This window comes from Clostridium sp. FS41, from assembly GCF_000954015.1.
GTDB lineage: Bacteria > Bacillota > Clostridia > Lachnospirales > Lachnospiraceae > Enterocloster > Enterocloster citroniae.
This window is the reverse complement of the sequence record NZ_JYHN01000051.1, coordinates 1-13,132: the sequence shown is the minus strand read 5'-3', so window position 1 is coordinate 13,132 and position 13,132 is coordinate 1. Positions and strand designations below refer to the sequence as shown.

Annotated in this window: 15 protein-coding genes; 2 read left to right on the top strand and 13 right to left on the bottom strand. The window is 49.4% G+C overall.

Annotation, left to right across the window (positions count from 1 at the left end):
• Positions 1-3 precede the first annotated feature (3 nt).
• The 13 genes from CLFS41_RS08295 to CLFS41_RS31140 form a co-directional block, all read right to left on the bottom strand.
• Positions 4-927, bottom strand: a complete 924-nt coding sequence (locus tag CLFS41_RS08295) for an AEC family transporter (RefSeq protein ID WP_045092019.1) — start codon at positions 925-927, stop codon at positions 4-6.
• Between the two features lie 664 nt (positions 928-1,591).
• Positions 1,592-2,656: a substrate-binding domain-containing protein gene (locus CLFS41_RS08285; RefSeq protein WP_007863042.1), complete on the bottom strand. Its 1,065-nt coding sequence runs from the start codon at positions 2,654-2,656 to the stop codon at positions 1,592-1,594.
• A 166-nt stretch (positions 2,657-2,822) separates the two neighbouring features.
• Entirely contained in the window at positions 2,823-4,115 is a 1,293-nt protein-coding gene (locus CLFS41_RS08280; protein WP_007863044.1) for a TRAP transporter large permease, read from the bottom strand.
• Positions 4,097-4,570: a TRAP transporter small permease gene (locus CLFS41_RS08275; protein ID WP_007863046.1), complete on the bottom strand. Its 474-nt coding sequence runs from the start codon at positions 4,568-4,570 to the stop codon at positions 4,097-4,099. Before CLFS41_RS08275 ends, CLFS41_RS08280 begins: the two co-directional genes overlap by 19 nt.
• A 16-nt stretch (positions 4,571-4,586) precedes the next feature.
• Positions 4,587-5,618, bottom strand: coding sequence for a TRAP transporter substrate-binding protein (locus CLFS41_RS08270; RefSeq protein WP_048929501.1), 1,032 nt, complete (start codon positions 5,616-5,618; stop codon positions 4,587-4,589).
• A gap of 34 nt (positions 5,619-5,652) precedes the next feature.
• On the bottom strand, positions 5,653-6,786 hold the full coding sequence (locus CLFS41_RS08265; protein WP_045092017.1) for an enolase C-terminal domain-like protein: 1,134 nt from the start codon (positions 6,784-6,786) through the stop codon (positions 5,653-5,655).
• Positions 6,787-6,805: 19 nt separating this feature from the next.
• A complete protein-coding gene (gene uxaC / locus CLFS41_RS08260; protein ID WP_007863052.1) occupies positions 6,806-8,236 on the bottom strand; it encodes a glucuronate isomerase in 1,431 nt (476 codons plus the stop codon).
• 20 nt (positions 8,237-8,256) lie between these two features.
• Positions 8,257-9,021 (bottom strand): glucose 1-dehydrogenase, encoded by a 765-nt coding sequence (locus CLFS41_RS08255; RefSeq protein ID WP_007863054.1) that lies wholly within the window; start codon positions 9,019-9,021, stop codon positions 8,257-8,259.
• Between the two features lie 5 nt (positions 9,022-9,026).
• On the bottom strand, positions 9,027-10,232 hold the full coding sequence (locus CLFS41_RS08250; protein ID WP_045092016.1) for a UxaA family hydrolase: 1,206 nt from the start codon (positions 10,230-10,232) through the stop codon (positions 9,027-9,029).
• A gap of 11 nt (positions 10,233-10,243) precedes the next feature.
• Positions 10,244-10,573 (bottom strand): UxaA family hydrolase, encoded by a 330-nt coding sequence (locus tag CLFS41_RS08245; RefSeq protein ID WP_007863057.1) that lies wholly within the window; start codon positions 10,571-10,573, stop codon positions 10,244-10,246.
• A 16-nt stretch (positions 10,574-10,589) separates the two neighbouring features.
• Positions 10,590-11,255 carry an RraA family protein gene (locus tag CLFS41_RS08240; RefSeq protein WP_007863058.1) on the bottom strand — a complete coding sequence of 222 codons (666 nt, stop codon included), beginning with the start codon at positions 11,253-11,255 and terminating at the stop codon, positions 10,590-10,592.
• Between the two features lie 41 nt (positions 11,256-11,296).
• Positions 11,297-12,034 (bottom strand): SDR family oxidoreductase, encoded by a 738-nt coding sequence (locus tag CLFS41_RS08235; protein ID WP_007863061.1) that lies wholly within the window; start codon positions 12,032-12,034, stop codon positions 11,297-11,299.
• 64 nt (positions 12,035-12,098) lie between these two features.
• Positions 12,099-12,440 (bottom strand): hypothetical protein, encoded by a 342-nt coding sequence (locus CLFS41_RS31140; RefSeq protein ID WP_045092015.1) that lies wholly within the window; start codon positions 12,438-12,440, stop codon positions 12,099-12,101.
• A gap of 157 nt (positions 12,441-12,597) precedes the next feature.
• Here CLFS41_RS31140 and CLFS41_RS31135 point away from each other — a divergent pair, with 157 nt between their 5' ends.
• Positions 12,598-12,819 carry a hypothetical protein gene (locus tag CLFS41_RS31135; RefSeq protein WP_045092014.1) on the top strand — a complete coding sequence of 74 codons (222 nt, stop codon included), beginning with the start codon at positions 12,598-12,600 and terminating at the stop codon, positions 12,817-12,819.
• Positions 12,725-13,042 carry a transposase gene (locus CLFS41_RS29375; protein WP_347467935.1) on the top strand — a complete coding sequence of 106 codons (318 nt, stop codon included), beginning with the start codon at positions 12,725-12,727 and terminating at the stop codon, positions 13,040-13,042. Before CLFS41_RS31135 ends, CLFS41_RS29375 begins: the two co-directional genes overlap by 95 nt.
• Positions 13,043-13,132: the final 90 nt, after the last annotated feature.

Here is a 13,132-nt window from a genome sequence, read left to right as displayed (position 1 = left end):
GGCTCAATACAGCTTCATAATGATTAATAAAAAGGTCAATTCGATCACACTCAATAGAATGGAAATACTATTGGCAGCACTGGCCTTCCCCTCATCACCGCCGCACATGCCTGTATAGGCCGGCGCAACTGCGCTGATAGGAGCAAAACTAACCAAAACCAGTGTCCTGCGAATCACGATGTCAAATGGAAGGAGATAATAGCCGGCCAGCGCCGTCACAATCGCCGCCACATGGCGAACTCCGAGGATCCTGCATATATCGCCTATGTAATTCCGCTGAAATTCAAACCTTAAAAGCAGTCCTATCATCAGCATAGCGGTAAACGTATTAGCCGCCGCCATGGGGGCGATCAATGTCAGAACCGGCTTGGGCAGCCTGAACCGGGCTACCGACAGGATAAACATCAGAACATAGGTGATCAACGGCATACTTGAAAGAAGGCGTTTTGCAAATGATCCCACATCAAATCCGTCTCTGTTGTCGGAAAGGTATTCCGATGCAAAGGCATAGGTTGCCCCTGTACACATCACACTGTTTCCCACATCAAACATGCAGGCCGCCACACTTCCCATCGCAGGAAGAAAACTCTGTACAAACGGAAGACAGAACGCTCCTATGTTGTATGCGGGGAGGCACAGTATATGCAGCGCCTTTGCCTCCCTGCTTTTCTTTTTTGTAATAACGATCCCAACAGCGATCATTATGACATTTGCAGCAATCCCCAGGACCGTCAGCGCCAGCATCTCCGCTCCCACCACCTCTATCTTTGAAAAATTAACAATGATGGCACAGGGGAGGGTGACATTTATGAGAATCCGCTTTACGACATCACCCGCATTTTCCGGAAGGATTCCTCCCATATGCAGATATGCGCCGATCAGGATGATCAGCATGAACGAAAAAGCTGTCAGTAAAACCGTAGTCATGATCAATTCTCCTCATTCCAATCACATCTTATATTCCAAGCCAGTCATCCGGTTCCCCGTCATATCTGACAAAGGCAAGCCCCTGATACCGCATATGCGTGATTGAGCATAATATAGCACCTTTTCACATGCCTTGCAAGGTCTTTGTCTCCACTCTGAAATGCCACTTTATGAATCATTCTCTTTATTTTTCATTTGATATATGGAATATCTCTCACGTTATCAAAGGTTCTATTACTATAAATTGATTTTATATAAATGGGTATAGAAAAGCTCCGGAAATATCAATTCCCGGAGTATTTCCTTTTTCCTGTTTGAATTAAGCTCATTCTATATGCCCCCCCCCCCCATCCTCATCATAGTACGTATTCATATCCCACAGAATGTCTGTTATGAAATGCGGTCGGCTGCCTGTACTCCCTGTGGAGCGCAGTTTCCGTACAATACAGCCATGACATCAGAAGCTTGGATAGTACCCATCCCAAACAATTCTTCTATAATTACTGCGATCCGTATCTCCTTCTGTGGAAAAACACAATATCCGTGAATTTGAATCCAGCTTAAGCTGTTCTTTGAGCCATCCCAGACTCTCATTCTGTAGCACTTCTGCCACAAATCCCAATGTGGATGCAAAACTCGAATTCGGATCCCGTCTGTTCCTATCCTAATAATCTTCCCGCTCCCAGTAATAATTTACATTGCCTTTGAAGATCAGGGCAATCTCCACCTTTTTCACCTGTTCCTTTGGCACATTTCCCTTTACCAGATACTCACAGAGCATTTTTGTGGCTAAATAAGCCTGGCGGGTGGGGTCCTTGTACACGATATTGGTAAAAGTCCCATCCTGCAGAGCGGATACGCTCTCATCAAATACATCATTGGCAATGACAGGTATGGTTCCTGACAGCCCGCTTTCCCTAAGCACCTCCGCCAGCACAACACTCCCCCGGGCAAAAACACAGCCGATCAGATCCGGTTTTAATTCCTGTATCCTTTTGAGCAATTCCTCTTTTCCAAGATCCTTTTCAAAATAACCATACAGGTTTTCAGTCTGTATCCCGGCCCCTTCCCTTTGCAAATACTCGTGGAAGCCCTTTGCGATCATATAATGGGCATCATTGTACTGATTTCCGGCCATAAGCAGCACACGACCGCGGCCCCTCAGGATATTACATGCCTGCTCGGCCATAACTCCTCCGGCCACATAGTAATCCGCGACAACCACCCCCACCCTCTGGCACTCCGTATTGTCACCTGTAACAAAAACAACGCTGATTCCCTTTTTCGTCAAACGTTTGATTTCAAGGACCTCATCCTCTCCCTCCGGCGGAATGGAGAGAATGCCGTCCAGCCGTTTTCCATGCTCCAGTTCATCATTAAGCCGGTTAAGAGTCTTGGCCAGCTCCCCGGGCTTAAAAGGCAGCTCCCTGGCCTGGACATTTAGATCTCCCCACTCCCGCATATAACCCATGTATCCCCGCCATATAAAGTTATAGAAATACACGCTGTTTTTGTCCAACTCGGGTAAACATACCGCGATCTGTATCTCCTTGCGCTTTAAGCAGGAAGCCATGGAGTTGATCTTATAACCATTGGCAGCGGCATAGTCAACAATCTTTTTTCTGGTCTGCTCACTGACTCCAGGCTTTCCCGTGATCGCCTTGTGGATTGTGTTTAACGACATGCCAAAGTGCTGGGCTATGTCCTTCATTGTAATCTGAGATTTCATTGCTCCTCTTTCCTGCTTTTTATAGAACGGCACTATATTCCAAAATAGAGAGAAATGCACCCGGACAACTGGGCACATTTCCCTTTTTTCTTATTGTATATAATTTTTCAGAGGTTTTCAATCCCATTTTAAGCAGAAAAGAAAATCCTTCTCCTTATCATTCTCCTTATGCCCCCAGATTAGGCAGTGTCATACTGATCGCAGGAATGAAGGTTACCATCATCAGACAGATGATCATGGTCAGATAAATAGGCAACATCCGTTTGGTCAGCGCTTCAATCTTAATCCCGGAAATACCGGATGCAATAAACAGGGAACTTCCAACCGGCGGGGTTAAAAGACCGATCCCCAAATTCAGGATCATGATGACCCCAAAATGGACGGGGCTGTAACCAATGGACTGTACAATAGGAAGCAGGATAGGCGTCACGATAAGGATCAGGGATCCCATCTCCATTACCATTCCCAGGCCCAGCAGCAGAACATTGATGATCAGCATAATGATCACCGGGTTATCAGTGATGCTGTAGATACTGTTGGTAATGAGCACCGGAACCTTCAAATATGCCATCAGCCATCCGAAGGCCGTTGACATGGAGATCAGGATCATGATCATTGCCAATGTTTTTACAGAATTAAATAACATCCTGGGCAGCTCTTTAATGGAAACCTCCCGGTAGATGGCAAAGGTAACGAAAATACTCCACAGCACTGCCAGGGCCGCGCTTTCCGTAGCCGTGATAAATCCGGTACACACACCGATCACCACGATCACGATGGTCAACAGTCCCCAGAATGCATCCTTAAATGCAAGCCATACCTTTTTGATCTGGAATTTTTCACCGATGGGGTAATTACGTTTTCTAGCCACGTAGTAGCTGTAGACCATCAGACAGCCTGCGAGCAGACAGCCCGGAAGAATACCTGCAAGAAACAGGGCTCCCACGGAAACGCCCCCGGCCGCCAAAGCATAGATGACCATGTTCTGGCTTGGCGGGATCAGGATTCCTTCAACTGAACTGGCCATTACGATGCAGGTTGCAAAGTCCTTTTCATAGCCTTCTTTTTCCATGTTTGGAATCAGGGTAGGCCCAAGGGTTGCCACGCTGGCAGCCGAGGAGCCGGAAACCGCTCCAAACAGCAGGGACGCCACAATGGTCACCATTGCAAGCCCACCATGCATCCAACCAACCATTACCCCGGCCAGACGCAGCAGACGCTTGGATATACCGCCTGCGCTCATGATGTCGCCCATCAGGATAAAGAAGGGAACTGCCAGCAGTGAATAGGTGTTCACTCCCTTTACCATGTTCTGGAGCACCATCTGGACCGGGATGTCAAGATAAATACAAGTCACCATGCTGGCGATGCCGATGGAAAGGGCAATGGGCATCCGCACTGCCATGAGAAAAATAAAAAGTCCTATTAATAACAGTATGGCTATTGTTTCAGATGGCATAATAATGTCCTCCCCCTGTCAATTGTTGCTATAATAAAGGCCAGACCGGAAACCGGGATCACGGCATAGAGGACCGAAGACGGCAGGCCCATGCCGCTCATGATGTTTCTGGAGGTCAGTTCCAGCAGCCCGTAGCTGCCAAACACCATGACGACTCCAAAGATAAATACCAAAAGCAGATCAAGCAGGTCCATAATGGTACGGGTCCTGTCTGAAATAAAATTGTCGATCAAGGTCACCTTTAAATGCAGATCCTCACTGATCGCCACAGCTGAACTCAGCAGGCAAAACCATACCATACAGATAAGGGCCAAGTTTTCCCCCCACGGCGGTGTATGTTTCAGGATATAGCGGCTGGCCGCAACACCTGATACGATAAGGACCTGGCAGGCCAGCAACACGCAGCACACCATGTAGATGCCCCTTCTGACAGTACTGCAAATCTTATCTACCATATCTATTTTTCCCTCCTCACATTTCATTCATGGCCCGGATCTGCTCCACCATGTCCTCAAACCCCACTGCATACTGATCGTACACCGGCTGCACAACCGACTGCCAGGGGCCAAAATCCTCCACTTCGATCACTTCAATGCCCTGGGCTCTCAGCGCCTCGATCTGTTCAGCTTCGTCAGTTGCCACAACCTCCCGGTTATAGTCCTCGGCAGCCTCGGCGGCCTGCCTGATAATATCCTGGTCCCCGGCACTGAGTTTGTTAAAACGGTACCCGCTCATAATGATGACGCCGGGAGTGTATGTATGGTTGTCCAGAATGACATGGGGAGCGATCTCACCAAAGCTGTTGCTGATATATCCGGATAAAGGCTGGTCCGCCCCGTCCACCACGCCGGTTTGAAGGGAGGTATACAGCTCACTCATGGAAATAGGAGTTGGTGACGCCCCGAAACAACTCACCGTATCCAAAAGGATGGAAGTCTCAGCCACACGTATCTTTGTTCCCTTTAGATCATCAGGCTTCTCAATGGGTTTTTTAGCAAAAAAGTTTCTGGCGCCCTCATCCACATAGGCCAGTCCCACCATGTCCGTCTCCGCCTCCCAAAGGCTGTCTAAAATATCACGGCCCAGATCGCTTTTCAGCACATTCCACAGATGGTCACGGCCCTCAAACAAATAGGGAAGTCCAAAGATCCCCATCTTATCCGCCCCAAAGTCTCCCATGGTCAGGGTATTTCCCCGGAAAATGTCCAGGGCTCCCATTTGTACGGCCTGAAGCTCTGTCCGCTCATCCCCCAGCTGACCGCCTGCATAGATTTCCACTATGATCCGGCCGTTGGACAGTTCCTTTACCTGGTCCGCAAAGTAGTGCAGCACCTGGGTATTGATATTATCCTCCGGATTCACCTCCCCGGCCTTTAACACGATCTCGGCCCTCTTTTTGTCCTCCTGTTCCTGGCTGTCCTCCTGGGAGCTGCCCGCACAGCCTGCCAGGCATACAACAGATAAAACCATCAGGAATCCCAGGATCCTATTCCGTCCTCTCATCGCCTACCTCCATTTTTTACCAAACCATCGTTTCTCATTCTATAAAGTCTTGATCCAGTGTCTTCACCTTGTGAGCCACACAGTTGTCTTTAATCAGATCCCAGTCAAGTTCTGCGCCTATTCCCGGCTCCTTGGGAACGTAGATCCGTCCATCCTTAATGGGAAGGTCCCCTTTCATGGGGAAACGGAAACTGTCTTCCGGTACAAAATACTCAAAGTATTTACAATTGCGGATCGCACAGGAAACATGAAGGTTAACCAGGTCCATGTAGTTCATGGTCGTGGTATGTATCTCACAGTTCAAGCCAAAGGCATCCGCCATATGGGCAATTTTTAATGTTCCCGTGATACCGCACTTCCATGAAACATCGGCCCGTACAATATCAGCCGCATTCTGGGCAATGGACTGGGCCACGCCCCAATGGGCTCCTCTGGTGGTCTCGGTGGCAGCAATGGGGATATCCAGGGTCTGACACAGCTTCTGATATTTATACAGCTCAAAATCCCTGAAAGGCTCCTCAAACCAGATATAGTTTAGTTTCTCAAGCTGGCGCCCCACCCTGATCGCCTCATCCAACGTGTATTCTCCCACCGGATCACTCATCAGGCCCATGTCGTCCCCAACTGCCTCCCTCAGCTTCCGGTGGATCTCCATGTCCTTTTCAACAGGACCTGAGGGGTGGACTTTGTAGCAGTTGATGCCCATTGACCGGTAGTGCAATGCCTCGTCTATGTAGACCTTGGGGTCATCATAAAACAGGCTGCTGGCATAAACAGGAAGGCTCTCCCTGTAACCTCCTATATATTTATATAAGGGCAGACCCGCCTTTTTTGCACATATGTCCCACAGGGCCACGTCAACCGGCCCAGGAAGGAACACAGGATAAAAGGCCTCATGACGGTCCAGGTTCCAAAAATCGTAGAAAATAGCCTCGCGGTCGTGGGGATCGCGCCCTAAAACAAGAGGCGCGGCTGTTTCCTGGAGATACCCCTCCGTCACCTGGCCGGAGCGGGCCGCCATTGCTGTGGCAATACCCTCAGTCCCGTCATCACACGTCAGTTTCAGCACAACCACATCCCAGGGCATGGCGCTGCCTCCCTGACGCTTCTCATCAAACAGGCACTGATCCCGGCGTACCCACCATGTTTCAAATTTGGTAACCTTCATAAATGCTCCTCTCTCCTTCTCATTCCAGGGCGGCATTTCCCTGTTGTTTGTCCCATCCAAAAAATCGTTTCACATTCCTGTAGCACACGTCCTCAATAACTTCTTTTAAGTATTTCTCATCCGAAAAATATTCCCCCCGCTCTACCAGCTCCCCTAAATAGCTGCACAGCCCTCTCCTGTAAAGCTCGTGCCTGGGATAACTGAGGAAACTTCTGGAATCCGTGAGCATCCCCACTGACAGGCTGACCGCGTACAGGTTTCCGGCCGCATGAAACTGGCGTTCAATACCATACGGCTGGTCATTAAACCACCAGGGCGCTCCCAGCTGTACCTTTCCTCTAAAACTGCCATCGCAGAAACCGGCGGCCAGAACAGCAAAGGTTTCCAGTTTGGAAGGATCCAGGGGATAGAGAATGGTCTTTGGAAGCTCCCCTAACTCGGTCAGGCGGTTCAGCAGCGCTCCCACGGACTGAATAGCCGTGGAGTCATCGGTACAATCAAATCCTGTGGAGCGTCCGATTTCCCTCACCTTCCTGTGGTTGGCATCCTGATACGTGCCAATATGAAGCTGCATAACAAAACCGTATTTGTTGTAAAGCTTTCCCATCTCCACCATAAAAGCAGATTTAAAACGATTTTGTTCTTTCCTGGTCAAAGCCTCACCCTTGGCGGCTTTCCGGTAAACCTCCTCCACCTGACTTACCGTATACTCCTCCCAAGTAAAATCCTCGATCCCATCATCGCTGACCGTTGTCCCAAAATCCCGGAAAAAGGACAGACGTTTTTCCAAAGCAGCAATCATATCCGTAAAACCGTGGATTTCCAGTCCCGCTGCCCCTGACAGCTGCTTTTGATATTCGGGAAAAACGGGATTCTCACAGTAAAACGCCTTGTCCGGACGGAAGGCCGTAATGATCTTTGGCCCTGTACATCCTTCCTCCCTTAGCTTAAAGTGGTATTCCAAGGTATCCACCGGGTCCTCCGTGGTGCTGACAAGCTCCACATGTGAGCGCTCCATGCACCATCTTGGGGTCATGTGGTTTTCCCTGATAAAATCCTTTGTCCTCTTATAGATGTCCCGGGCGTTGTCTAAACTCAGGGGCTCATCTATGTCAAAGTACCGCTTTAATTCCAGGGCACACCAGATGTAAAGAGGGTTTCCCATAAGCCTGGGGAGGATCTCCGCGAATTTCATATATTTTTCATAATAAGACGCTCCGCCGGTCACATAATACTCATCAATCCCAAATGTCCGCATAGCCCTCCATTTATAGTGGTCATGGGCCAGCCACATCTCGCCTATATCCTCAAATTCCTTATTTTCATATATCTCCTGCACCGCCAAGTGGCAGTGGTAGTCCACGATCGGAAGCGTCTCTGCATAAGTATGGTACAGATAGCTGCCTGTTTTATTTTTCAGAAACAGTTCCTCAGAAAAACAATGGTCCATAGTTTGCTCCTTCCTTCTTTTTAAAAACCAATAAGGGCTCCGCCGTCCACCGGAAGACATGTTCCCGAGACATAGCCGGCCGCATCGCTTGCCAAGAACACGGCAGCCATCCCAATGTCTGTTGGATCGCCGATCCGCTTCATGGGAATCCTTCCTATAATTTTGTTCCTCCTGGCCTCGTCATTGTCAGTAGCCTGGTGGTACATAGGTGTTTCAATCCAACCGGGAGCGATTGCATTGACCCGCACGCCGTAAGCGCCGCCTTCAGCGGCCAACGTGTGCACCAGCCCCAGATAACCTGCCTTTGCCGTGGAATATCCCGCCACCTGGGGCTGGCCAATGTAACTGGTCATACTGGCCTGGAAAATAATGCTCCCTTTTCCCTGCTCCTTCATATGGCCGAAGAATGCTTTTGTCAGGGCGAAGGCCCCTACCAAATGGACATCCAGCACGCGTTTGTAGTCCTCCACAGTCATGTCCTCAATAAATTTCTTACAATGATTCCCTGCATTGTTTACCAGGATGGTGACTGGTCCCATTTCCCGGATGATCTGGTCTGCCAGTTCCGGGGCATGGCCCGTATCCGTTATATCATGGTGGTAAAACACGGCTTTTTCTCCCATTTCCTTTAAGGCGGACTGTCCTTCTTCCTTGGTCCTGCGGCTTAATACCGCCACCCTGGCACCCGCCTTTACCATACACTCAGCAATGGCAAGGCCTAATCCTGTGGTCCCTCCGGTTATTACCGCAGTGCGGCCTTCCAATGAAAATACATGTTCTGTCATCTCTCTCACCTCCCGCATGGTCTGATCACTTCTTTTTCCTGATATTTATAGGGGATGAAGTATTCCTTGTGTCCCAGTGCTTCACTTTTTGACTTATGCCCCGATGCAACTCCTGTAACAAGCTGCCTTAAATGCCCGGTCAGTGTTTCCATGGTACATGTCCCATCTAAAACCGGGCCTGCGTCAAAGTCCATGTCGCCCTCCATGCGCCGGTAAGTGTCTGAATTTCCCGTAAGCTTTATACACGGGGCCACGGCAGAGCCAATTACATTCCCCCTGCCCGTCACCAGGAGCACCAGGTGGCACCCGCAGGAGATCAGGTCCATCAGACCCTCGCTGTCATTGGGATTCGTGATCCCAAACTGCATCCAGTGAGGATCCGGGGTGGAGTCTAACAGCCAGAGTCCCGGCCTGGGAGGACATCCTCCCACCTTCAGCACTCCCTGGATAGGCCTGCTTCCGCTTTTGGCCACAGCTCCCATGCTCTTCTCCTCAATGGTAGACAGGCCGCCCATAAAATTTCCGGGGCTTACGGAATACTGACGGACGGACCGGCAGTATTCCAGCGCCTTGTCATAGGTGGCTGCCAGATCCTCTGCAGCCTCCCTCCCTGCCGCCCGGCCAACCAATATATGTTTAAGGCCCACCGCCTCCACGATCTCCTCAAAGACGGCCGTTCCTCCAGCATCCACCAGTTGGTCAAACAGCCTTCCAACCACTACATTTCCAGCCAGGCCGCTTGTGAAATCACTTCCGCCGCATTCAGCCCCAATGACCAGATCACCAAACCTCATAGGTTTTCTGGGAGTGTTCTCCATGGCCTTTTTCATATGTTTTACCAGTGCAAGGCCCTGGTCTATGGAGTTTTTTGTACCACCCTGGTTCTGAATAAACATCCAGGCAGCCTCCTTTTCTTCCTTTGCTGCAATGTCCGCCAGCCACTGAGGCTGTACGTACTCACACCCCAGGCCTACGGCCAGTACCCCGCCGATGTTAGGATGACGGATCAGGGAAATGAGAAGGCGCACTGCGTACTCATTGTCAGTGCATCCTGAAAAACCCACCACCTCCGTCTCACTGTCATCTGCAAGCCTCACGATCTCTTTTGCCACAAAGGCTGAACATTCCACCGTGTAGATCACAAGAATTTTGTTGCGGATCCCTGCGGAACCGTTGGCGCGGACATATCCCATCCAGGTTTTATCTGCCATATCATGGCCTCCTACTCATACTTGATATCCTTAGGCGCCCCTGTGCGGACGTCCAAATGGCTGGAGCGTTCATCATATACACTGTGCATGTTATGCAGGTGGACCCATTTCCCCTGGCCGATGTCAGCCCCTGCCCTTCCGATACATACACCGTATTTAATGACCTCCTCTTCTGGGCCAATCGCCTTCAGGGATATTTTATGGCCCCGGGGGATCTCCTCTGTACACATTGTCCCGGGATCCGCTGCCTCACCCAGGATCCTGACCGGACCGGGCTTTAAGGTTTCCAGCGCTGTTGCCACATTATCCCTTGCATCAATCTTAAATGCACTCTGCATCATAAGCATCTCTCCATTCCTACAGGATGCCGTACTTCTCAAAAGCAGCTGTAGCTGTCATTCCGCTCTCAATGGCCTTACGTACCACCTTTTCACCGGCAGCCTTTTCCAGGGCTTTTTCGATCACCTCATCAGCCACCTGTTTAGGAATGATAAGTACCCCGTCAACATCACCGAAGATCAGGTCGCCGTCATGGATTGTCACCTGGCCTATCTCAATGTCACAGCGGTAATCCACCACCTGGGTGCGGACGCTGGAATCCTGGGCATAACAGCCGCAGGAAAACACGGGCCAATCCTGTGACAGTACCTGAGGCGTATCCCTATGCCAGCCATTGACCACTGCTCCCACTGCCTTTCTGCACCTGGCTGTGGCAGTGAGCAATTCCCCCCAGTATGCACAGCGTTTACTGCCGCCCGCGGCAATATAGATCTCATTTTCCTCAAGCTGATCCAGCGCCTCGGTCAGAAAACCGAACGGCTTTTTCTGGGGACCATACACATCGATCATCAAAACCGTCATTGCTTTTCCCGCAACCTTCATATCTTCCCTCAAAGGACGTATATCCTGGGGAAGGAACTGGTGGTAATACCCCATATTATCCAGGATATCACCTACCACCGGTGTATAAAGTTTTTCCTTCATCAGCGCGAATTTCTCGCTCTCGTTATTCCATAGTTTCATTGTTTTACTCCTCTTTTCCCTTTTTTCTAATCGGACGATTATCAGAACCCAAACGCCAGCGCCCCGCCGTCAACTGCGAAATCCTGCCCTGTAATATATCCGGCGCTATCCGATACCAGATACTTTGCCATCTCCGCAATGTCCCTTGTGTCTCCGAATTTATGCACCGGCATCCTGGAAAGGATTTTTGCCTTGCGTTCCGCATCCATCACCTGCTGGCTCATCTTGGACGGAAACCAGCCGGGGGCAATGGAATTGACGTTGATATTATCACCGGACCACTCCACGGCCAGGCCCCTGGTCATGGACAACACCGCTCCCTTGCTGGTGCAGTATGGAACCACCTCAGAAAATCCCAGATGTGCTGCCATGGAGGTAATGTTCACAATCCTGCCCCTTCCAGCCGACTTCTTTAAGTAAGGGTAACATAGGCACGACAACTTGAAGATGCTGCTTACATTTACCTTCATGATACGTTCAAAATCGCTGTCATCGAAGTTCTCTGCCCTGCACTTCACAGTGATTCCTGCATTGTTAATAAGGAAATCGATTCCCTTATTTTCCCCAATTTTTTTTATCAGACTTTCCATCTCACCATAATCGCTGACATCAGCTGCCACATGAATGACACCCTCATGGCTTTTTTCTGCATCCTTTGGCTGTCCTGTCCTACTTACGGCATATACGGTTGCACCCGCCTCAGCCAGCGTGTTTGCAATTGTAAAGCCGATTCCGCTGGAGCCGCCTGTTACGATTCCCGATCTGCCTGTTAAATCCATATGTATGTTACCTCCGATTGTTTATATTATGTGAAACGTTTCCCCTCTTATGGTTTTCATAATACTACTGAACCTGACGAATGTCAAGATTCTTTCGCAAATTACTTGAAATACAAAAAAGGGGGCTGTCGGGAAATGGATCGTTCCGAACAGGGACTTTGTCCATTCCTTCAATCACAAACATCCGGGCATTTCCGAGATTGTATTTGGGGCCATATCCGTTTTCAAGCAAAAATGTATTATACTTTGTGTAAAGAGCATCGATCGTGTCCAGCAGACCGGCAAGATGATAATTGAGACTGCCCCGCCAAACGAACGTATATCTGTTCGTGTTTGCTTCAATCTTTGTTCCATCGATGTAAAGCTCTTTCAGCGAGATAAGGCCTTCCTTTTCCAGACGGCGCATGAACTGGTAATTCAGTTCATCCAGGACTTCTCCCGTTCAGTTTTTTTCCTTTAAAAAAACATCTCTCCGGGGCTTCTGCCCTTTGGTCAGCCAGATAAAGGCGAGATCTCTAAAAGTCATTGAAGAAAACAGGACACGGAAACTGCAGAAGAACCTGATGCAGATTGCACAGGGAGAAGACATCGGATTCGTTTATGGGAAAGGTAAGCATAAACCGGAGATCCAGAAGCTTTACAAGGAACCGGAAGAGTGCGGGACTCGTCTGATGGAGTATAAGGAATGCTTTGAGATCATGGGGAAAGGCCGCAGCAGCTATTCCAAAACAGACATGGAAGCAACCTTCATGCGGACAAGAGTCCCATACAAATATCCAGAGTGAAGAAGATATTCTGAAACGTCATCCCCGTTCGGTCCAGACAGAGGGACATTTTGGAGATATCAAGGAGAATGAAAACTTCCGGCGTTTTAACTACCGATCAGAGGAAAAAGTATATAAAGAGTTCATGTTGTATGCGATAGGCAGGAATATGATGAAATACCACCGATTTTTACACCATGAAATCGAAAAATATGAAGGGAAAAAGGAAGAGACAGTCCCGTAGAGAATTTTGCCTTAGAAAAGGCCCGAATTCTCTGGGATTGTCTCTTTCCGTCATGTTAGGGGTTAAAAGTCGGTATTAACCGATACCCCC

Bases quoted from the DNA above. Each gene is read 5' to 3' on its own strand.
- CLFS41_RS08295 (WP_045092019.1), bottom strand. From the start codon at position 927: ATGACTACGGTTTTACTGACAGCTTTTTCGTTCATGCTGATCATCCTG.
- CLFS41_RS08285 (WP_007863042.1), bottom strand. From the start codon at position 2,656: ATGAAATCTCAGATTACAATGAAGGACATAGCCCAGCACTTTGGCATG.
- CLFS41_RS08280 (WP_007863044.1), bottom strand. From the start codon at position 4,115: ATGCCATCTGAAACAATAGCCATACTGTTATTAATAGGACTTTTTATT.
- CLFS41_RS08275 (WP_007863046.1), bottom strand. From the start codon at position 4,570: ATGGTAGATAAGATTTGCAGTACTGTCAGAAGGGGCATCTACATGGTG.
- CLFS41_RS08270 (WP_048929501.1), bottom strand. From the start codon at position 5,618: ATGAGAGGACGGAATAGGATCCTGGGATTCCTGATGGTTTTATCTGTT.
- CLFS41_RS08265 (WP_045092017.1), bottom strand. From the start codon at position 6,786: ATGAAGGTTACCAAATTTGAAACATGGTGGGTACGCCGGGATCAGTGC.
- uxaC (WP_007863052.1), bottom strand. From the start codon at position 8,236: ATGGACCATTGTTTTTCTGAGGAACTGTTTCTGAAAAATAAAACAGGC.
- CLFS41_RS08255 (WP_007863054.1), bottom strand. From the start codon at position 9,021: ATGACAGAACATGTATTTTCATTGGAAGGCCGCACTGCGGTAATAACC.
- CLFS41_RS08250 (WP_045092016.1), bottom strand. From the start codon at position 10,232: ATGGCAGATAAAACCTGGATGGGATATGTCCGCGCCAACGGTTCCGCA.
- CLFS41_RS08245 (WP_007863057.1), bottom strand. From the start codon at position 10,573: ATGATGCAGAGTGCATTTAAGATTGATGCAAGGGATAATGTGGCAACA.
- CLFS41_RS08240 (WP_007863058.1), bottom strand. From the start codon at position 11,255: ATGAAACTATGGAATAACGAGAGCGAGAAATTCGCGCTGATGAAGGAA.
- CLFS41_RS08235 (WP_007863061.1), bottom strand. From the start codon at position 12,034: ATGGATTTAACAGGCAGATCGGGAATCGTAACAGGCGGCTCCAGCGGA.
- CLFS41_RS31140 (WP_045092015.1), bottom strand. From the start codon at position 12,440: ATGCGCCGTCTGGAAAAGGAAGGCCTTATCTCGCTGAAAGAGCTTTAC.
- CLFS41_RS31135 (WP_045092014.1), top strand. From the start codon at position 12,598: ATGCAGATTGCACAGGGAGAAGACATCGGATTCGTTTATGGGAAAGGT.